The following is a 20,302-nucleotide window of genomic DNA, read 5'->3' as shown; positions in this document are numbered from 1 at the left end:
TACATTCCTCTTTCTACTTTCAGTCATTTCTCTATTATAACGAAGATTGGGGAAGGCTGAAATATGAATTGATTGGTTTTGTGACTTCTGTATTGGATTTGTTACCTGTGCGATGAAATGATGTGTTAAAATAGTTAAGTTGAATATTCATTAGAAAAATGGTGGTTAAGCGCATGTCTAATAAACTGCTTCGTGGTACGTTGGTTTTAACGATAGGGACTTATCTCTCTCGTATTCTTGGTATGATTTACTTAATTCCATTTAGCGCAATGGTCGGAGCGACTGGTGGTGCGCTATTCCAATATGGATACAATCAGTATACGATCTTTTTAAGTATTGCTACGCTCGGTTTTCCAACAGCGGTATCGAAATTCGTCTCTAAATATAATGCAATCGGCGATTATGAGACAACAAGAAAAATGTTCAGGGCGGGTATGTCGGTCATGCTTGTCACCGGTATTATCGCCTTTTCTATTTTATATTTGACCGCACCGATCTTTGCCAAGATTCAGCTTGGAGGATCGAATGAAACGGGCGGTTTGACGGTTGATCAAGTGGTTTATGTGATTCGGATGGTCAGTTTGGGTCTATTAGTTGTACCCATTATGAGTCTTGTGCGAGGGTTTTTCCAAGGCCACTCGATGATGGGCCCGACAGCTGTTTCCCAAGTCATCGAACAACTTGTCAGAATCATCTTCCTATTAACAGCGACGTTTATCATTTTAAAAGTGCTTGACGGCGGTCTTGTTATTGCGGTTGGTTATGCCACATTTGCCGCACTCATTGGTGCGTTTGGCGGTCTATTTACGCTTTATTTATATTGGCTGAAACGGAAAGATCGGCTTTTGGCAATGCAGCCGAATACAGGGGACTATTCTGGATTATCTTATAAGCAAATGTTTACAGAGCTGTTCAGTTATGCAGCACCCTATGTGTTTGTTGGGCTTGCCATTCCGATTTATTCTTATATTGATACAAATACAATTAACAGAGCGATGATTGCATCAGGACATCAGGATATTAGTACAGCGGTTCTGTCTATTGTGACGTTATATTTACCGAAGCTTGTCATGATTCCTGTGTCACTTGCAACTGCATTTGGTTTAACATTGATTCCTACCATAACGGAATCCTTTACAGCGCGAAATTACAAGCTGCTGAATCGGCAAATTGATCAAACGATGCAGGTCATTTTATTCTTCGTTCTGCCTGCTTCATTTGGCATTTCAGCATTGGCTGGACCAGTTTATTGGTTTTTCTATCCGTCTGTGCATCCTGAGATTGGGACTTCTATTTTGTTTTGGTATGCACCTGTTGCGTTACTGTTTTCTTTATTCACCATTAACGCAGCGATTTTACAAGGGATTAACAAACAAAAATTTGCGATCGTCAGTCTTTTGTTAGGGATTATCATTAAAACGGTTCTCAATATCCCGCTGATTAGCTGGCTGCAAGGAAACGGTTCTGTGCTTGCAACGGCATTAGGCTACAGTGCCTCGATTTTGTATATGTTCATCATGATCAAGCGCCATGCAGGCTATTCGTTCCGCAGGATTTTCAAACGGTTTATTTTAATTGGTATTTTAACGGCAATCATGGCTGTAGTGGCTTATGTGACATGTCAGCTTGTGAGTCAAGTCATTTCATATGAAGGCGGAATCATACAAGCTGGTATTGTTATTTTGATTTCAATGATTACAGGCGGCGGTGTGTATATGTTCTTATCTTATAAAGTTGGATTGTTAGAGCGTGTACTTGGCAGCCGGATGCCATCATTTTTAAGAAAAAAGAGTTAAGAAGAGGTGGAGAAGCATGAGGCTTGATAAATTGCTGGCCAATACCGGCTTTGGTTCAAGGAAAGATGTAAAGAAGCTGGTCAAGGCCCGGGCTGTCACAGTGAATGGAGAAGTGGCGAAGCAGGTGAAAGATCATGTCGATCCAACAAATGATGAAGTGCTCGTGCATGGAGAGCGTGTAGAGTATAAAGAATTCATTTATCTCATGATGAACAAGCCAGACGGTGTCATTTCAGCAACGGAGGATCTGCGAGATGAGACGGTTGTTGATTTACTAGAGCCAGAGGATATTGCAAGGGAGCCATTCCCTGTGGGGAGACTGGATAAGGATACAGTCGGTCTCCTCCTCCTTACAAATGACGGCCAGCTTGCTCATCAATTGTTATCTCCGAAAAAGCATGTCCCGAAAACGTATGAAGTTCATCTAAAATACCCGCTTGGAGATCAAGACATCACTCGTCTTGAAGAGGGAATTGTGATTTTAGACGACTACCGAACGAAGCCGGCGAAGGTTGAAGTAGATGCCAACCAAGAGGCAGATACACGAATCCGTTTAACGATTACTGAAGGGAAGTACCATCAAGTGAAGCTGATGGCACAAGCAGTGGGCAATGAAGTGATCTTTTTAAAACGGCTCTCGATGGGGGCTGTTTCATTAGACGAAGATTTGGCCCCCGGAGAATACCGTGAATTGACGGAGGAAGAGTTAGACAGTTTAATCAATCGTGATTAATATAGAGCAAATGAAAAGAAGATAAAGGGCTAAAATCAAGTTCATTTTAGCCCTTTGTCAACAAAATGAAAAGAACCGGCGACCGCCGGTTCTTTTTGTTATATGGAAGTTCATTATTCGCTTATGATGATATTTTTACTTTTTTTCTCGTTGTTTCCCATTTGCCTCTGCTTGGACTATGAACAAGATCGTTATAGGCAAGCACGTTTAAGTCTCTTTGGATGGTTCTAGGTGTGATCCCGAATTCATCAACCAGCTCTTGTGTCGTCACAAGACCTTTCTCTTGAATGAACATATAAACTGATTTTATTCGAGTCATCATACGGTTTGTTGAAGGTTTCAAAAAACCACTCCCTATCAATAAGATCGGATGGACTTGACTAACCACAACTTACTACACTAAAACTGCGACATAAGGACATGCAACAATGGTAAATGTTCGTGTTTCTTAATGATTTATTCTATTATACACGTTATTATGCATCTAGTTCCACCAAAAAGTCAACTTTACGTGTTTTTAAACTTGTCTTCATGAATGAAATTATGGTATATATCATGATTTGAATCCGGTTACAATCCAATAAACACAAGGCGTATAAAGAAAATTGCCACTTAAGAAAGATCAAAAAATAAACACAGAAAATTTACAAAATAAAAAATCATTCATACAAAAAAGACACATTCAAATGAGAAATGTGTCTTTTTATTTTGGTTATCCTTCTAAGAAAAAGAGCTGCACGAAAAATAAGACGGCAAAAATGAGCACAAGAATATGCACTTCTTTCCATTTTCCTTTTGCCAGCTTCACAAGTGGATATGAAATAAATCCTAGTGAAATTCCTGTAGAGATGCTAGATGTCAGCGGCATGGAAAGAATCACAAGAAAAGCAGGAAATGCTTCGTCAAGCTCATTCCAGCGAATACGTGACACTGAATTCATCATCAAACAGCCGACAATGATTAAGACAGGTGAAGTGATGGACGGCAAAGACGAAATGGCTTGAACGAGCGGACCAAAAAACAAAGCCACAATAAACAATGCAGCAACGGTTAAAGAGGTCAGTCCAGTTCTTCCGCCAGCAGCCACTCCTGATGAAGATTCAATGTAAGCTGTGGTTGGGCTTGTTCCAAACATTGAGCCAATTGTCGTCGCAGCAGAGTCAGCAAGTAAGGCTCTGCGTACTTTTGGGAGCTGACCATTTTTCATTAAACCTGCTTGTTCCGCAACCCCGATCATTGTTCCTGTTGTATCAAAAATCGTCACAAGTAAAAAGGAGAAGACAACAGCATACAAGTGATGGGAAAATACATCGCCAAACGCAGCGAATGGATTTGTAATCAGCATTCCTTCAGGCAGTGCTGGGGTATCCACTAGCACTTTAGGAAAATGAAGCTGGCCTGTTGCAAGTGCAATTAACGTGGTTGCTAACATGCCGATAAACAGCGCTCCATTCACTTGAAGAACCATTAATATGACAGAAATCATTAAACCAACGAGTGTCAAAATGACAACAGGTGAGCTTAAATTGCCAAGCTTCACAAGATTTTGTGGATCAGCAGTGATGATTCCAGACTGTCTTAGCCCAATGAATGCAATAAATAATCCGATACCTGCTGTAATCCCGTACTTTAAATTATCTGGAATCGCCTCAATGAGTTGTTTTCTAAGGGATGTTAACGATAAAATGATAAAGAGTATTCCAGCAACAAATACCGCACTAAATGCTGTTTGATAGCTGAGACCCCCACCACCGACAACAGTGACGGTGAAATAGACATTCAGCCCCATACCTGGTGCAATGGCAATCGGATAGTTTGCAAAGAGTGCCATCCAAAGGGTACCGACAACAGCAGCGATAATGGTTGCAGTAAAAACTTGGTCAAAAGGAATGCCTGCATCTGAAAGGATTCCTGGATTGACGGCTACAATATATACCATCGTAAAGAATGTCGTCATACCAGCGAGTAATTCTTTCTTTATGTTGGTTTGGTTCTCTTTTAACTGAAACATAAAATCCTCCATTTACGAACATTATTACAAAACACTTAATATAATATTCGTTTTAAGGGTGGATTGCAACCTTTTTTCAAGGAGGAATGGAAAAATGAATTGGGAAGCAGAAGTCATACGAAAAAAAGACAATTTGATTCAGGATACACAATCTTTTTTACAAATTGAAAGTGTCTTGGATGAAGAAGGCGGCACAGCAGGAAAACCGTTCGGTGAAAAAGTGGATGAGGCTCTTCAGTATATGCTCAAAAAAGGGCAGGACGAGGGCTTCAAAGTGAAAAATGTTGATGGTTATGCTGGTCATATTGAATATGGAGAAGGCGAAGATATCGTCGGTGTGCTATGCCATGTGGATGTCGTGCCTGCGGGAGACGACTGGACAACCCCGCCATTTTCAGCGGACATAAGAGAAAATAAAATCTTTGCAAGAGGAGCCATTGATGATAAAGGGCCGACCATGGCGGCGTTTTACGCATTGAAAATGTTAAAAGATGCCGGTCTGCCGCTGTCGAAAAAGATTCGAATCATCATTGGCACAGATGAAGAAAGCGATTGGCGCTGCGTCGATCACTATTTCAAGCATGAGGCGATGCCGCAAATTGGCTTTGCACCAGATGCTGATTTTCCAATTATTCATGCTGAAAAAGGGATCATAGATGCCATCGTATCCTTTACATACGAACAATCAGAAGAAAACAAGCGTTACATCCTCAAGCAATTCACATCAGGCATGCGTCTCAATATGGTCCCAGATGAGGCTCGCGCGATTGTGGCAGCAGCAAACGATCACGATGCTGAAGCCTTAAAAACGGCTTTTGCAGCCTATCTTGCGGAAAATCAGTTAACCGGTGAGACAAACCATACAGCAGATGGACTGACATTCACATTAAAAGGTGTATCAGTTCATGCAATGGAGCCGGCGAATGGCACAAATGCGGGCATTCATATGGCGAATTTCTTATGTGCGCATGAATTAGATGAAAGAGGGCTCGCTTTTACATCACAAATTAATGCCTTATTTGATCAAGACACAAGAGGACAAAAACTCGGCATCGCTTGTAAAGATGATATTAGTGGTGACTTGACCTTGAATGTTGGCACAATCCGCTATTCGCAAAACGAAGAAGCGAAGCTTGGACTGAATGTCCGCTATCCCGTAACCGCGGACGGTGAGGAAGTCAAAAAAGGGATTGAACGAATAAAAGGGGCAACGATTGAGAAATTTGATAACAGTCCTCCTCATCACGTCTCAAAAGACCATCCACTTGTGAAAACATTACAGCGTGTCTACGAAGAACAAACAGGAGATCCTGCTCATCTTATTGCGATTGGGGGAGGAACGTATGCAAGGTCATTAGAAGCAGGCGTTGCCTTTGGCCCTCTATTCCCTGGAAGACCTGATTGCGCACACCAAAAGGATGAATATATCGAAATCGATGATTTACTACGAGCAACTGCGCTATATGCACAAGCCATGTATGAATTGGCGAAATAAAAAAGGAAAGAGAAGAGGGGATTCACCGTGAAAAAAATGTTCTTATGCTCTTCATTCAAAGACAGCTATTCTCTCTTGTCTGACTTTGCAGGCGACACCTTAAAAGGAAAAAGTGTGACATTCATTCCGGTAGCCAGTGAAGTGGAAGAAGTCACGCACTATGTCGATGCAGCAAAAGAAGCCTTTCATCAATTAGAAATGCGTGTAGAGACTGTTCAGCTGACCGGGCAAACGGTTCAGGAGATCACACAGATCATTAGGAAGAATGATGTCATGTATGTATCTGGCGGCAATACCTTTTATTTGCTGCAAGAATTAAGAAAGCCCGGGCTCGATCGTGTATTGAAAGAAGAGATCGGCAAAGGCAAGCTGTATATCGGAGAATCTGCGGGGAGTATTATCATGGCGCCAAGCATTGAATACATCTCACTGATGGATGATCAGGAGAAAGCGCTAGAATTATCTTCCTTTGAAGGATTCAATGAGATCAGCAGCTATCCGGTACCGCATATAAACAATCCTTATTTAGGTGAAGCCGCGCAGCACATCATAGAGAAAGATCAAAATACGCTCTCTTTATGCCCGCTCACTGATGAACAAGTTTTACTTGTGACAGGCGAACAGACTGAGGTCAAGATGGTCTTGTAGGAGTTGTTCATATGAAACGAAGAAAAAGGAACAGGAGCATACGCCCTGTTCCTTTTTTAATCTTGAAACACATCACTTGATAAATAACGTTCACCCGTGTCTGCTGTCATACAAATGACAATGTGATCCTTTGGCATTTGCTTGGCTGCTTCAATCGCTGCATAGCATGCCGCGCCAGATGATGGACCGACTAAAATACCTTCAAGACGGGCGAGCTTTCGTGTGATGTCGTAAGCATCTTCATCACTCACTTGCACAATCTCATCATACACCTGTTCGTTTAAAATTTGTGGGATAAATCCTGGACTTGTGCCAACAAGCTTATGTTTGCCAGGTTTCCCGCCTGATAAAACAGGAGACCCCTTTGGCTCTGCCACACGTATCGTCAATTCCGGGAATGCTTTCTTGAGTTCCTCTCCAGTGCCTGTAATGGTTCCGCCCGTTCCAGCAGTGGCGACAAAAGCGGCAAGCGGCTGTCCAATCTGTTGCACTGCATCCATAATTTCTACAGCCGTTGTCCCTCTATGAGCATCAGGGTTCGCACCATTGTCAAATTGCATGGGAATAAAGCTATTAGGAATTTGAGCAGCTAATTCTTCTCCCTTGCGAATACAGCCTGGCATTTTTTCCTCCCCCGGGGTTAAAACGACCTGTGCGCCGTATGCCTTTAAAATATTGATTCTTTCTTGGGTCATTGTATCAGGCATGATCAGAATGGCTTTGTATCCTCTTGCTGCAGCGTTCATCGCTAAGCCAATTCCTGTATTCCCGCTCGTTGGTTCAATAATCGTTGCCCCTTTTGTGAGCTTTCCTTGTTTTTCTGCCTCAAGGATCATATTGTAAGCAGCCCGATCTTTTACACTTCCGCTAGGATTAAATGATTCCAGTTTTAAATAAACAGCAGCGCCATGTTCTGGCTGAAGGCGCTGTAATTTTACAAGTGGTGTATGACCTATTAATTCAGCTATATTTTGTGCAACCTTCATCATGTGACACCCTTTCTTCTCATTCCGCATTACTTTAGTTATACTATCATCAATGGGGATTCGTAAAGTTTGTTAAAAAGGACAGGTGAAAATATGGCCGAAAGCCGTCATTATTTTATCGGGATTCCAATCCCTGAACAACTCGCGTATCAAATGAAAGCGGATATAGACAAGAGGAGCGAACTGTCCTTTCAAAAATGGACAGCACCCATTGATTATCATGTCACCCTTGTGTTTTTAGGTGCGATTCCAGAGGACCGTTTAAATAAGATTTCTGAGCTACTTGCACAGCTGTCTCATGAGGTGTCTGCTTTCCCGCTCAAGCTGAATGAAGTAGGAATATTTGGTCAAAAGGAGCGCCCGAGAGTCTTTTTTGCAAAGCCTAGTGAAAGTAAGCCTTTGATGGATCTAAGAGAAAAGGTGAAAGCAACCGTTTTGACAGCAGGTCATCCTGTCGAAAAGAGACCCTTTCATCCACACATGACGATTGCGCGCAAATGGAATAGAGAACAGTCCTATATAGAACAAGCGCCCTTACGGAAAGAACCATATTCGATGGAGGTTTCTAGTATCGCTTTATTTGAAATTCGTCTAAAAGAAACCCCACGTTATCACGCGATCAAACAATTTACATTACATAAATGATTCTAGAGGTTGGAGTGAGCAGCAGATGGCGCAAATTATTAAAATCCAAGATTATATATCACGATATGAACAAGACCCGCATCATTACATCAATCAGTTTATTCGGTTGAAAAAACAAAGATGGGACGAGTTAAAAAAGGCTTCCAAAGAGCAGGTGCAAAAGCAGGCTGACCAAGCCACCGAGCAAGCACCTGAACAAGAGGAAGAAAAGAGAAAGAAATTCTCCTTAAAAAGAAAGCAAAAAGAAGCCGATATGAAAAAGGAACGGGACCTGAGTCTTTTTAACGAGCCAACAGATATAGAACAAGGTGTCTTTACAAACGTTCCTACCGATGAAACGAAGCTGATTCACTTTTTTAAGGATCATCTTTACGATGTTCAATTAAAATGGGCCAGCTCGACGATCTCTCATATTTCAACTGTCTCCCATCACATTCGATATGATGAAAAGCTGCGGATGCTTGCAAGGCAGCTGCCAGATTCTTATTTTGTGATGTACAAGCCGGTGCTGCTCATTCAAAAAGCTGAGATGGAATTGTGTCCAGTGCTCATTACGCCGCTTGAAGTCATCTGTTTATCTTTCTTAGAAGCAGAGCCAGACAGCGTATATATTGGATCGAAGGAACGTTTTTGGGAAAAGCGGGCGACGGGAAAAGCTGTTCAATCCGTTTTAAACCCTTGTGCAAGCCTTCTGCGCTCTGGAACTGTTGTGTCAAAAATTTTACAGCAAAGTGGTGTAGAACTTCCTGTGAAAAAAATCCTCATCAGCCGCACCTCGTATATTGATTTGCCCGAAGTTCCATTCGGGATGGAGGTTGTCGATAAGAAGAAAGCGGAGGATTGGTTTGACAAGCAACGGAAAAACACCGCGCCGACAAAGCACCAGCAATTCAAAGCGACAAAGGCATTGCTTGCTTATGGTGAATCAGACAGCAAAAGAAGGCAGGAATGGCTCGATTAAAGGCATATCAAGGTCACCAAAAAATGAGACCTGAGTGGAGCTAATATATGAATGAATGGTACTTTATCGTCAATCCAGCAGCAGGACAAGGAAAAGGACTCCGCACTTGGAGAAGCATAGAGAAAGAATTACAAAAGGTAGAGATCTCCTACAGATCGTTTCTTACCCAGCATGAAGGACATGCCGAAGTTTTGGCGAGACAGATTAGCGCTATGCAAGACGACAGATTGAAACGGCTGATCGTCATTGGCGGTGACGGCACATTTCATGAAGTACTGAATGGTTTAAAAGAAATTGATCATGTGCAGCTAAGCTTTGTCCCAGCAGGTCATTGGAATGATGCTGCGAAGGGGCTGGGCATCCAGCGTCATGATGTGATCAAAGAAGTGAGAAAACAAAAGAGGATGCTGACGAAAACATTTTCTCTCGGTTCCTTTCAAGATCATGCAGAAAGTCCGCAATCTGTTCTTTTTCTCAATCATATTGGTGTTGGGTTTGATGCGCATGTCTTGAAGAGAACGGTACATTTTAGAGGGAAAAAGTGGCTCAACCGACTCAAACTCGGGTTTATCATCTACCCGCTGTCTTTTCTACATTCGTTATGGTCATTCAAACCGTTTGACCTTGCTCTTTTTATTGAAAATGAGAGAAAAGTTTTTCGCCAAGTGTGGTTTGTGATCGTATGTAATCACCCTTACTATGGGGGCGGGCTGGAAGCAGCGCCGGAAGCGAGTGCGAGGCAATCAGGATTTCAAACGCTCGTTGTCACGGATTTGAATCCATTGAAAGTTCTCTTATTTTTAAGTGCAATGGTTTTTAAAAAGCACCTTGTAATGGAAGGAGTCACCCTTTTTCAGCATGAAGAAGCCTACTTGGAGGCAGATGAAAAAATTTTATTTCACGCCGATGGAGAAGTGATTGGCGCCACTCCAGTGTTTGTTAAGGCTAGTGAGCGATCGTTAAAATTACGTGGCTAAGAAGCAGCCAGTGTGCGCACGAGCAAAAGAAACATGAAAAAAGACTTCCTTTTTCATAAGGTTCTTGTCCTGATTTTCTAGTTTTGCTTGACGAGTATAAGAAGGTAGCGATAAAATCTATAGGACGGCTATTGTTTAGCATCTCATTCTCAATAGCTGTCCTTTTTGTTTTTATGATCATATAAATAAAAAATAAACAGCCAATTGATCTCAATCGGCTGAATTTTGTCGACTAAAAAAGCATGATTTAAAATATTTTAAGAAATGATGGGTTGAAAATTGATATGAACTGGTTGGGACAAATATTAGGTAGCGAATGGCACATCTCTCCTGCTGGAGGCGCTACGGGAGATGCGTACTTCGCAACACACAATGACCAAAAGCTATTTTTAAAACGCAATACGTCACCGTTTCTTGCGGTTTTGTCAGCTGAAGGCATTGTGCCGAAGCTTGTCTGGACAAAACGGATGGAAAATGGGGATGTCATTACTGCGCAGCACTGGCTGAGCGGCAGAGAGCTGAAGCCAAAGGACATGAATGACCGTCCTGTAGCGGAGCAGCTAAGAAAAATTCATACATCAAAAGAGCTGCTCGATATGCTGAAACGATTAGAAAAGCACTCGCTTGACCCGGCATCGATCTTGATGCATCTCAAGGCATCGATCTTAAAAGAGCAGATTGACTCACATGATATCACGCGCGCCATCCAGTATTTAGAGAAACATGTGGACGCAGTTCATTTCGAGGATAAGGTCGTATGCCATTGTGACCTCAACCATAATAATTGGCTGCTGACAGATGAAAATCAGCTCTATTTAATTGATTGGGACGGGGCAATGATTGCAGATCCAGCGATTGATCTTGGACCGCTCTTATACCATTATGTTGAAGAAGAGAACTGGGAAAGCTGGCTCTCTATGTATGGTGCTCCGCTGACCGACAACTTGCGAAAACGCATGGCATGGTATGTGCTGGCTGAAACCGTCTCGTTTGTCGTTTGGCATAAAAGAAAAGGAAATGAAAAGGCGCAAAAAGAAGTGCAAGCCGAGCTACATGCACTCTTAAAACGGTTAAACATCCATTAAGACAGTGGAATGTTCTCGACCCAGTCAGATAGATGCGATTGATGCGCTTCGATATGTGCATCAATTGAACTGACAGAGGTACCTTTTTGGCTGTAATCATAAATATCGGATAGTAGCTGACGAACGTCAGCATCCAAATCTTCTTTTGCCAGCATTAATTGAATCACGCGTCCCACCTGTTCATATTCTGCAACAGTCCCGCAGCAATCCAGCTGGTGATCAGTTAAAATATCTTTGATTAATTGAAGCTGATGTTGGCGGTTTAATCCCATACGTATGCTCCTTTCAAGGCGTGTCATTTATGTGGTTAAACTGTGCATTCAGCTTTGATTTTATACATGAAGCAGACCAGCCCAAATAGCAGCTGGTCTTTTTCATATGTGCGGATAAGTTGCTGTCTTGCGGCTCTTTATGTTTCATGGTATCTTGATAAAATGTAAAGAAAATAGAGGTGTATCAAATTGAGAATGCGACATAAACCGTGGGCGGATGATTACTTAGCTGAAAATGCTCATATTGCTTTAGCCAACCCTGAACAATACAAAGGGAAATGGCATGAGCTGTTTGGAAATGATCATCCAATCCATATCGAAGTCGGTACAGGAAAAGGGAGTTTTATTGCCGGAATGGGCAAGCTTCATCCTGAGATAAACTATATCGGCATTGAATTATTTAAAAGTGTCATTGTGACGGCAGTCGATAAAATCAAAGAAACAGATGTAGAAAACGTAAAGCTTCTGAACATCAACGCAGAGACACTGACAGATGTCTTTGCGGAAAATGAGATTGACCGGGTGTATTTAAACTTCTCTGATCCGTGGCCAAAATCAAGGCATGAAAAACGTAGGTTGACGTTTAAAGCCTTTTTAAAGCGATATGAACAGATCCTCCGTCCAGGCGGTGAATTACATTTCAAAACCGATAACCGCGGACTATTTGAATATTCCTTGAAAAGCTTTTCGTCTTACGGACTCCTTTTAACGTATGTGAGCCTTGATTTACATGAGGATGGCCTCGAAGGAAATGTCATGACAGAATATGAAGAGAAATTCTCTTCCATGGGACAACCGATCTATCGATCAGAAGTGAAATTCCCTGAATAACAAGCGAACAAAGCTGGCTGCAACCGAACGATTGCGGTCAGCTTTTTTTGATAAAAAGATTAGCACATGCGATTTTCCTTTGTATTTGCTACGATAGAAAAAGGAGGGATGACAGCAATGGAGACAATGAAAATAGGTGAAATGGAACTGTTCTGGTTAAATGGGGGAGATACACACATGGATGGCGGTGCCATGTTTGGCGTGGTGCCAAAGCCATTATGGTCAAAAAAATACCCTGTGAATGATCGAAATCAAATTGAATTACGGTGTGATCCAATGCTCATACGGTGGAACGGTCTTCATCTGTTAGTAGATTCCGGCATCGGATCAGGGAAGCTGACAGAGAAACAAAAACGCAATTATGGCGTCACAGAGGAAACGAAAATAGAAGAATCACTTGCGGCTCTCGGTTTGCGCCCATCTGATATAGATTACGTCTTAATGACTCATTTGCATTTTGATCATGCAAGCGGGCTGACAAAACGTGAAGGCGATGAGCTCGTGTCTGTTTTTCAGCAGGCAAAAATCATCACGTCCAAAATTGAATGGGACGAAATGAGAGCACCGAACATCCGCTCAAGAAATACATATTGGAAAGAAAACTGGGAGCCTGTTGCCGATCAAGTCATGACATTTGAAGATAGCATCGAAGTAACAGAAGGCATTCGCCTGCATCATACAGGTGGACATAGCAATGGGCATAGCATCTTAACGCTCACAAGTCAGGGAGAAACAGCTATTCATTTAGCGGATATCATGCCGACACACGCTCATAAAAACCCGCTTTGGGTCTTGGCATATGATGATTATCCAATGACCTCGATCCCAGCGAAGCAAAAATGGCAGGCATTTGCCGAAGAAAACAATGCATGGTACTTGTTTTATCATGATGCCATCTACCGTGCTGTAAAGTGGGATGAAGACGGGGCAATGACCCATGAGGTCAAAAGAGAAACCGGAAGATAAAAGATCATCTGTATGTTTTTTCGCCTTTCACACAAAATAACGACAAAATGAACTTGTGAAAGGAAGAGTGCAGGTGAATCAATTTTATCGTGTACATGGTGATGTCATCGAGACACCGTTAAGAGGGATCGAAGTCATGTCTGTCCCTTATTTAAACAAAGGAGTCGCATTTACAAAGGAAGAGCGGGAAGAGCTTGGGTTAAAGGGATTTCTGCCGCCGAAGGTGTTAACACTAGAAGATCAAGCAAAGCGTGCATATGAACAGTTCAAAGCACAGCCAGATGCACTTGGGAAAAATGTCTATTTAACTGCGCTTCATGACAGAAATGAAGTGCTCTTTTATAAATTATTAAATGAGCATTTGGCAGAAATGCTGCCGATTGTTTACACACCGACCGTAGGAACAGCGATTCAGCGTTACAGCCACGAGTATAGAAAGCCAAGAGGAATTTATTTATCCATTGATGACCTAGAAGGAATGGAAGAAATTTTTGCATCTTACGGAGTGGATGAATCAATTGATCTCATTGTCGCAACAGATGCAGAAGGAATTTTAGGCATCGGTGACTGGGGTGTTGGCGGAATCGCCATTTCAGTCGGAAAACTGGCTGTTTATACAGCTGCAGCAGGTATTGATCCTAGCCGTGTGCTGGCAGTGGTGCTTGATGCTGGGACCAACCAGGAAAGCCTTTTAAATGATCCGCTTTATGTGGGAAATCAGCACTCCCGCGTTCGAGGAGAGCGCTATGATCAGTTTATTGATCAATATGTTGAGCTTGCCCGTGCGACTTTTCCAAATGCACTTCTTCACTGGGAAGACTTCGGTACAAAAAATGCGCGCGCCATTTTGGAAAAATATAAGGACCGTATTTGTACGTTTAATGATGATATTCAAGGAACTGGAGCCGTCTCACTTGCTGCCGTTCTTGCTTGTGCAAAAGCATCGAAGGTTCCGCTGAAAGATCACCGAATCGTGATCTTTGGAGCAGGTACAGCAGGGATTGGTATAGCCGAGCAAATTCGTGATGCCATCGTGCGAGATGGTGTCAAAGAAGAGGAATCATATGATCATTTCTGGTGTATTGATAAAACGGGATTGCTCACAGATGATTCACCTGACATTCAGCCATTCCAAAAGCCGTATGCAAGACGTTCTGATGAAGTGAAGGATTATGCACGTAATGGTCCAAAGCATTCAATTGATTTGTTAGAGGTCGTGAAGCAGGCGAAACCTACGATCTTAATTGGTACCTCAACTGTAGGTGGGGCATTTACAGAGGAAATTGTGAAAGAAATGGCGTCACATGTAGAGCGGCCAGCGATTTTACCGATGTCTAACCCAACACCTCTTTCAGAGGCAAAGCCGGAAGATCTCATTGAGTGGACAGAAGGACGTGCGCTTGTCACAACGGGAAGCCCGTTTGATCCAGTTGAATATGGCGGTGTGACATATGAAATTGGGCAGGCAAATAATGCCCTTGTGTTTCCAGGGCTTGGTCTTGGAACGATTGTGTGTAAAGCCCGCCTCATGACAGACAGCATGTTTGTTGCGAGTGCTGAAGCGATTGCGAGCATGGTCAATGTCGGAAAACCGGGTGCTGCGATGCTTCCAAGTGTTGATCAGCTTCGAACAGTTTCAGCGACAGTGGCTGTCCGTGTGGCACAAGCAGCGATTGACGAAGGAATTGCGGAAGAAACCCCTGATGATCTCATTCAGGCTGTGCAAGACGCCATGTGGCACCCTGTATACAAAAAAATCAAAGCCATCTAAAAAAAGCTTCGCAAGGACTTGTCTTTGCGAAGCTTTCTTATTAAGCAACAGAATCAATGACATCAACGATCATGCCTGTTTTTGCATCAATCATGACTTCATACTGTTCCAGCTCGCCAAAGGCGGAGCGTGTAATGCCAGATTTGTACACATCAATCGTTTCACCATTTACGGTATACGGTTCTGGTACAGTATAAATCCAAGAGCCATCAATCGGGCCGCGCTGTTTAAAAGCAGATTTCACAATTTTTAACGCTTTTTCAGACGAGATATACGTAGGGAAAAAGACTTTCTTTGCAACAATTGCAGCGGCTACGCCTATACTCGCACCAATCAGAACATGTTTTAACTTCAACGTGCTGCACCTCCGTATTGCTGTTTTTTCCATTATACAAAACTTGTCCAGCGATGTTAAGAAATCCGAATACTTGAAAGCATATTCAAAATTTCTGGAGAGATACTTGGAAAACCGAAAGAATTCTTATAGTATAAAGTGAGTGTTATTTTTATAGGAATTTATATGGTCATTACATAGAAATGAGGGTAACTGTCAAATGAACGAAGAAACAATGTCGCTTTTCCGAAATTTAACAGAACTACAGGGAACTCCAGGTAATGAGCACCATGTGCGTGCTTTTATGAAAAAGGAACTTGAGAAATATTCCGATGAACTCATACAGGATCGTCTTGGCGGAGTGTTTGGTGTCCGCAAAGGCCCAGAGAACGCGCCGAAGATTATGGTGGCTGGTCATATGGATGAAGTCGGCTTTATGGTGTCATCCATTACGAAAAACGGAATGATTCGTTTTCAAACACTTGGCGGCTGGTGGAGTCAAGTGATGCTTGCGCAGCGCGTGGATGTTCATACGGATCACGGGCCAATTCCGGGCGTTGTATCGAGCACACCTCCTCACCTTCTGACACCAGAACAAAAAAGCAAACCAGTAAAACCGTCAGATATGCTGATTGATATTGGTGCAGACAGTGAAGAAGAAGCGAAAGAGCTTGGCGTTCGCCCAGGGCAGCAAATCGTTCCTGCAACGGTCTTTACCCCAATGGCCAATCCGAAAAAGATTTTAGCCAAAGCTTGGGATAACCGCTATGGGTGCGGACTTGCCATTGAATTATTGAAAGAATTAAAAGACGAAACCCTCTCATGTCAGCTATATTCAGGTGCAACCGTCCAAGAGGAAGTAGGGCTCAGAGGGGCTGAGGTAGCTGCGAATATGATTCAGCCGGATCTGTTCTTTGCTCTAGATGCGAGTCCCGCAAATGATGTGACGGGAGACAAATCACAATTTGGCCAGCTTGGAAAAGGTGCACTTCTTCGTATTTATGATCGCACGATGATTACGCACCGAGGCATGAGAGAATTTGTCCTCGATACAGCCGAAACAAACAATATTCCATACCAATATTTCGTATCGCCAGGCGGTACGGATGCTGGACGTGTCCATATCTCAAATCAAGGTGTACCGTCTGCTGTTATTGGTGTATGCGCGCGTTACATTCATACAAGTCACTCTGTCTTGCATGTGGATGATTATGCAGCGGCAAAAGAATTAATTGTTCGTCTTGTGAAAAATTGTGATCAAAGCACGGTGGATTCGATTTATCAACAAGTGTAAACGATAAGAAAAAGGCTGCCTCATTAAGAGCACAGCCTTTTTCTTATTCCTGTTCAAACACGTATGACAACGCCTTAATTGCTTGATTCACTGTTTCGACAGTGATATTTGCTTTGTTTGATAGTTCCTTTAGGGGATGATGTAATTCTTTAGGACGAATCAAAATAAGGGGTTTTCCTTTGGCGATGGCAGAAGAAGCATCCATTGCAGTATTCCACTGTTTATATTTCTCACCAAAGCGGGCGATGACGACGTCTGCCTTATTTAATAATAGTTCGGTGCGGAAATTGTTCAAATCAGAAGCCGCATCGTCTTTCAAGATGGCATTTGGCTGCCCGCCTAAAATATCTTCTCCGATGTTATCTGATCGGTCATGATTCTCCATTGGACCAACAAACGTCACTGGTAGTTTCAACGACTGGCTTTTTTCCTTAATTTCATCGCGCCACTGGCTATGAATTTCTCCAGCTAAATAAACCGTTAATTGCATAACAATCTCCTCCTTGTGCACAAACTTAGTAAAGGTTTGCCCTGTTTCTTTTCATGTTACACAAGAAGTGCTTGATAAAGCAAAAAAAATATGATTATGATATTCATGGTAGAGACTATTTTTCATCGTAAGAAGACTACATATAATGGGAAGGACAGGCCTCTTCGTCTTTCCTATGAGAAAGCAGGAAGACGACGTTGATGACTTATTTAAAAAGAAAGGGTATTTCCCTTTCGCCAAAGGTGTATTTTATTGATGCACTCTCTTATATGGCTTTAGGTCTATTTGCTACATTAGTGGTAGGGCTGATTTTAAAAACAGCAGGCGGCCTGTTATCATTTCCTCTCATCGTGGAAATGGGAACGCTCGCTATGGGGCTGATGGGACCAGCAATTGGCGTAGCGGTTGCTTATCGCTTAAACGCTTCTCCTTTAATTATTTTCGCAAGTGTTGTTTCAGGTGCCGCTGGAGCAGAGCTTGGGGGACCCGCTGGAAGCTTCGTGGCTGCTCTCATTGGTGTGGAATTAGGCAAACTGATCAGTGGTGAGACAAGAATTGATATTATTTTAACGCCGCTTGTGACCATTATCACAGGTTTTCTCACTGCTGCTTTTATTGGCCCTGGGATTCAGGCGGTGATGACAGGGCTCGGCAGGCTGATCGTATGGGGGACTGACCAAAGTCCACTCATCATGGGCATGCTGGTTGCAACCATTGTTGGACTTGCTCTTAGCTCACCGATTTCAAGCGCTGCGCTTGCGCTGATGCTTGATTTAAGCGGTCTTGCTGCTGGTGCGGCAACGATTGGCTGCTGTGCGCAGATGGTCGGCTTTGCTGCTGCAGGATTTAGAGAAAATCGTTTTGGCGGTCTTGCTGCGGTAGGCATTGGAACATCAAAACTACAGCTGCCGAACATTGTGAAAAATCCGCTCATTCTCATTCCGCCGACGATTGCAGGACTGATTCTTGCGCCAATTGGTATTATTGGCTTTGGGATGGTCAATAATGCGGCAGGAGCGGGTATGGGAACGAGCGGTCTTGTCGGCCAGCTCATGACACTCACAGTCATGGGATTTCATCCATCCGTTTTCCTCGCAATTGCTCTTTTGCATATCGTTGGCCCGGCAGTGATTAGTTTGGTAGTATCAGAATGGATGAGAAAGAAAGGCTATATACAATTCGGAGATTTAAGTATACAAACTGGAGGAATCAAACATGAAAAAAATTGAATCAAACGAAGAATTACAAAAAGTGATTCAAGAAGACTTAACCGTATTACTATTTTCAGCTGACTGGTGCCCTGACTGCACATTTATTGAGCCGTTTTTGCCAGAGCTTGAAGCAAACTATCCAGAATTTGAATACTTCTATGTGGATAGAGATCAGTTCATCGACACTTGTGCAGAGTGGGAAATTTACGGAATTCCAAGCTTTTTAGTCTTTAAAAACGGACAAGAGATCAACCGTTTTGTCAGCAAAGATCGTAAGACAAAGGAAGAGATTGAAGCATTTTTAACAGATTCTCTTTCTAAATAACGAAAGGAGAGTCTTATTATGGCGAAAATGACATCAAGACAGCTTGCCAATCAATTGAAAAGCCGTCTGACGAACGACAGCTGGACCCACCAGTTTGACAGGGAAAAAGATACGCTTCGTGTAGAAGATAAACATACAGGAAAGGGCATCACGCTTGAGCTCCCGCCGATTATTGCAAAGTGGGAAGTAAAGCCTGATGAAACACTGGATGAGATCGTTTATTATGTGAAAGAAGCGCTCAGCGCTATGAAAGGTGAAGCGCAGCACATCTCAGGTAAAGAGAAGCACATTTATCCGGTCATTCGTTCAACGTCCTTTCCAGAAACATCGAGTGATGAGATTCCGCTCGTTTTTGATGAGCATACAGCAGAGACAAGAATCTACTATGCACTTGACCTTGGAAGCACCTACAGATTAATTGACGAGAAGATGCTGCAAAAGGAGAACTGGACAAAAGAACGAATTAGAGAAACCGCAAGTTTTAACGTCCGTTCACTAAAGACTGTCGTGAAGATGGATGAAGTGGCGGGCAACCGTTTTTATTTCTTCCGTGCAAACGACGGGTACGATGCAAGCAGAATATTAAATGAATCGATTTTACAAGAATACGCGCAAAAAGTAGAGGGACAAATGGCTATTTCCGTTCCCCATCAAGATGTGTTCATCATTGCAGATGTACGCAATGAATCAGGCTATGATATTTTAGGGCAAATGTCGATGAGCTTCTTCGCCAGCGGCACGGTTCCGATTACGGCCTTGTCATTTTTATATGACGAAGGCAAGCTTGAACCGATCTTTATTCTTGCAAAAAGTAGACCAAAACAGCAGTAGAAGGGAATTTTGAAGAATGAACGTTTTTTATAATGCAGAAGGTGTCGGCGACACACTCCTTATTTCATTGAAAGATGTAACAAGAGAAGAAGTAGGTCATGAAACGTTTGGAGATGTCGTAAGAATCTTCAATCAAGACACAAAAGAAACAACAGGTTTTAATATTTTCAATGCATCTACTTACATGAAAATTGAAGAAAACGGATCTGTACCGCTTTCTGAAACGCTTGTTCAAGATATCAATGAAATTTTGAACCGCAACGGTGTCAGTGAAACATTAACAGTTGATCTATCACCTAAGTTTGTGGTCGGCTATGTGAAGGAAAAAGAAAAACATCCGAATGCAGATAAACTGAACATTTGCCAAGTAGATGTTGGCGGTGAAACCTTACAAATCGTGTGCGGTGCACCAAACGTTGATCAAGGTCAATATGTTGTGGTTGCAAAGGTCGGTGCTGTGATGCCGAGCGGTTTGGTGATCAAAGATGCTGAACTAAGAGGTGTTCCTTCAAGCGGAATGATTTGTTCTGCAAAAGAATTAGATCTTCCGAATGCGCCTGCTGAAAAAGGAATCCTTGTTCTAGAAGGAAGTCGCCAAGCTGGCGAACCATTTGAAGCGTAACCTCCCATAAACGGGTAC

22 protein-coding genes are annotated in these 20,302 nt (G+C 42.7%); 16 read left to right on the top strand and 6 right to left on the bottom strand.

Annotation, left to right across the window (positions count from 1 at the left end):
- Positions 1-173: 173 nt before the first annotated feature.
- Both NSQ11_RS13780 and NSQ11_RS13775 read left to right on the top strand, forming a co-directional pair.
- A complete protein-coding gene (locus NSQ11_RS13780; protein WP_017358331.1) occupies positions 174-1,796 on the top strand; it encodes a polysaccharide biosynthesis protein in 1,623 nt (540 codons plus the stop codon).
- Between the two features lie 16 nt (positions 1,797-1,812).
- A complete protein-coding gene (locus NSQ11_RS13775; protein WP_017358330.1) occupies positions 1,813-2,529 on the top strand; it encodes a pseudouridine synthase in 717 nt (238 codons plus the stop codon).
- Positions 2,530-2,650: 121 nt separating this feature from the next.
- Here the strand turns inward: NSQ11_RS13775 and NSQ11_RS13770 are convergent, their stop codons facing one another.
- Positions 2,651-2,872 carry a DeoR family transcriptional regulator gene (locus NSQ11_RS13770; protein ID WP_008356419.1) on the bottom strand — a complete coding sequence of 74 codons (222 nt, stop codon included), beginning with the start codon at positions 2,870-2,872 and terminating at the stop codon, positions 2,651-2,653.
- 369 nt (positions 2,873-3,241) lie between these two features.
- Positions 3,242-4,540: an NCS2 family permease gene (locus NSQ11_RS13765; RefSeq protein WP_017358329.1), complete on the bottom strand. Its 1,299-nt coding sequence runs from the start codon at positions 4,538-4,540 to the stop codon at positions 3,242-3,244.
- Positions 4,541-4,634: 94 nt separating this feature from the next.
- Here NSQ11_RS13765 and pepV point away from each other — a divergent pair, with 94 nt between their 5' ends.
- Both pepV and NSQ11_RS13755 read left to right on the top strand, forming a co-directional pair.
- Complete coding sequence (pepV, locus tag NSQ11_RS13760) at positions 4,635-6,035, top strand: dipeptidase PepV (RefSeq protein WP_017358328.1); 1,401 nt, start codon at positions 4,635-4,637, stop codon at positions 6,033-6,035.
- 27 nt (positions 6,036-6,062) lie between these two features.
- Positions 6,063-6,683, top strand: a complete 621-nt coding sequence (locus tag NSQ11_RS13755; RefSeq protein WP_048002547.1) for a Type 1 glutamine amidotransferase-like domain-containing protein — start codon at positions 6,063-6,065, stop codon at positions 6,681-6,683.
- A 56-nt stretch (positions 6,684-6,739) separates the two neighbouring features.
- Here the strand turns inward: NSQ11_RS13755 and cysK are convergent, their stop codons facing one another.
- Positions 6,740-7,672 (bottom strand): cysteine synthase A, encoded by a 933-nt coding sequence (gene cysK, locus NSQ11_RS13750; protein ID WP_326115994.1) that lies wholly within the window; start codon positions 7,670-7,672, stop codon positions 6,740-6,742.
- Positions 7,673-7,762: 90 nt separating this feature from the next.
- Here cysK and thpR point away from each other — a divergent pair, with 90 nt between their 5' ends.
- The 4 genes from thpR (at position 7,763) to NSQ11_RS13730 (ending at position 11,337) form a co-directional block, all read left to right on the top strand.
- Positions 7,763-8,314, top strand: coding sequence for an RNA 2',3'-cyclic phosphodiesterase (gene thpR / locus NSQ11_RS13745; RefSeq protein ID WP_025207818.1), 552 nt, complete (start codon positions 7,763-7,765; stop codon positions 8,312-8,314).
- Between the two features lie 25 nt (positions 8,315-8,339).
- Positions 8,340-9,275, top strand: a complete 936-nt coding sequence (locus NSQ11_RS13740) for a hypothetical protein (RefSeq protein ID WP_017367870.1) — start codon at positions 8,340-8,342, stop codon at positions 9,273-9,275.
- Between the two features lie 47 nt (positions 9,276-9,322).
- Positions 9,323-10,252 (top strand): YegS/Rv2252/BmrU family lipid kinase, encoded by a 930-nt coding sequence (locus tag NSQ11_RS13735; RefSeq protein WP_017367869.1) that lies wholly within the window; start codon positions 9,323-9,325, stop codon positions 10,250-10,252.
- Positions 10,253-10,536: 284 nt separating this feature from the next.
- On the top strand, positions 10,537-11,337 hold the full coding sequence (locus NSQ11_RS13730; protein WP_026050132.1) for a phosphotransferase family protein: 801 nt from the start codon (positions 10,537-10,539) through the stop codon (positions 11,335-11,337).
- Here the strand turns inward: NSQ11_RS13730 and NSQ11_RS13725 are convergent.
- Entirely contained in the window at positions 11,334-11,609 is a 276-nt protein-coding gene (locus NSQ11_RS13725) for a YtzH-like family protein (protein WP_019743713.1), read from the bottom strand. The two genes, NSQ11_RS13730 and NSQ11_RS13725, sit on opposite strands and share 4 nt — an antisense overlap.
- 189 nt (positions 11,610-11,798) lie before the next feature.
- Here NSQ11_RS13725 and trmB point away from each other — a divergent pair, with 189 nt between their 5' ends.
- The 3 genes from trmB (at position 11,799) to NSQ11_RS13710 (ending at position 15,177) form a co-directional block, all read left to right on the top strand.
- Positions 11,799-12,440, top strand: a complete 642-nt coding sequence (trmB, locus tag NSQ11_RS13720; protein WP_025207815.1) for a tRNA (guanosine(46)-N7)-methyltransferase TrmB — start codon at positions 11,799-11,801, stop codon at positions 12,438-12,440.
- A 117-nt stretch (positions 12,441-12,557) separates the two neighbouring features.
- Entirely contained in the window at positions 12,558-13,406 is an 849-nt protein-coding gene (locus NSQ11_RS13715) for an MBL fold metallo-hydrolase (RefSeq protein ID WP_035391091.1), read from the top strand.
- Positions 13,407-13,479: 73 nt separating this feature from the next.
- A complete protein-coding gene (locus NSQ11_RS13710; RefSeq protein ID WP_035391093.1) occupies positions 13,480-15,177 on the top strand; it encodes an NAD-dependent malic enzyme in 1,698 nt (565 codons plus the stop codon).
- Positions 15,178-15,217: 40 nt separating this feature from the next.
- On the opposite strand, the gene NSQ11_RS13705 is transcribed toward NSQ11_RS13710, so the two are convergent.
- On the bottom strand, positions 15,218-15,532 hold the full coding sequence (locus NSQ11_RS13705; RefSeq protein ID WP_003217759.1) for a PepSY domain-containing protein: 315 nt from the start codon (positions 15,530-15,532) through the stop codon (positions 15,218-15,220).
- Positions 15,533-15,731: 199 nt separating this feature from the next.
- Here NSQ11_RS13705 and NSQ11_RS13700 point away from each other — a divergent pair, with 199 nt between their 5' ends.
- A complete protein-coding gene (locus NSQ11_RS13700) occupies positions 15,732-16,805 on the top strand; it encodes a M42 family metallopeptidase (protein WP_008343043.1) in 1,074 nt (357 codons plus the stop codon).
- Positions 16,806-16,848: 43 nt separating this feature from the next.
- Here the strand turns inward: NSQ11_RS13700 and NSQ11_RS13695 are convergent, their stop codons facing one another.
- Positions 16,849-17,295 (bottom strand): YtoQ family protein, encoded by a 447-nt coding sequence (locus NSQ11_RS13695; RefSeq protein ID WP_007501817.1) that lies wholly within the window; start codon positions 17,293-17,295, stop codon positions 16,849-16,851.
- 200 nt (positions 17,296-17,495) lie between these two features.
- On the opposite strand from NSQ11_RS13695, the gene NSQ11_RS13690 reads away from it, so the two are divergent.
- From NSQ11_RS13690 to ytpR, 4 genes are read left to right on the top strand one after another with little or no spacing between them, the layout of a single operon-like run.
- Entirely contained in the window at positions 17,496-18,524 is a 1,029-nt protein-coding gene (locus tag NSQ11_RS13690; protein WP_019743715.1) for a PTS sugar transporter subunit IIC, read from the top strand.
- Positions 18,511-18,831: a thioredoxin family protein gene (locus NSQ11_RS13685; RefSeq protein ID WP_003217665.1), complete on the top strand. Its 321-nt coding sequence runs from the start codon at positions 18,511-18,513 to the stop codon at positions 18,829-18,831. Before NSQ11_RS13690 ends, NSQ11_RS13685 begins: the two co-directional genes overlap by 14 nt.
- An 18-nt stretch (positions 18,832-18,849) precedes the next feature.
- Complete coding sequence (locus tag NSQ11_RS13680) at positions 18,850-19,662, top strand: DUF1444 domain-containing protein (protein ID WP_008343044.1); 813 nt, start codon at positions 18,850-18,852, stop codon at positions 19,660-19,662.
- A gap of 16 nt (positions 19,663-19,678) precedes the next feature.
- Positions 19,679-20,284, top strand: coding sequence for a YtpR family tRNA-binding protein (gene ytpR / locus NSQ11_RS13675; RefSeq protein WP_035391100.1), 606 nt, complete (start codon positions 19,679-19,681; stop codon positions 20,282-20,284).
- Positions 20,285-20,302: the final 18 nt, after the last annotated feature.

The sequence above is a fragment of the Bacillus sp. FSL W7-1582 genome, from assembly GCF_038593325.1.
In the GTDB taxonomy this organism is placed as follows: Bacteria; Bacillota; Bacilli; order Bacillales; family Bacillaceae; genus Bacillus; species Bacillus altitudinis.
The sequence above is the reverse complement of the archived record's forward strand: the minus strand, read 5'-3'. Positions and strand labels throughout refer to the sequence as shown.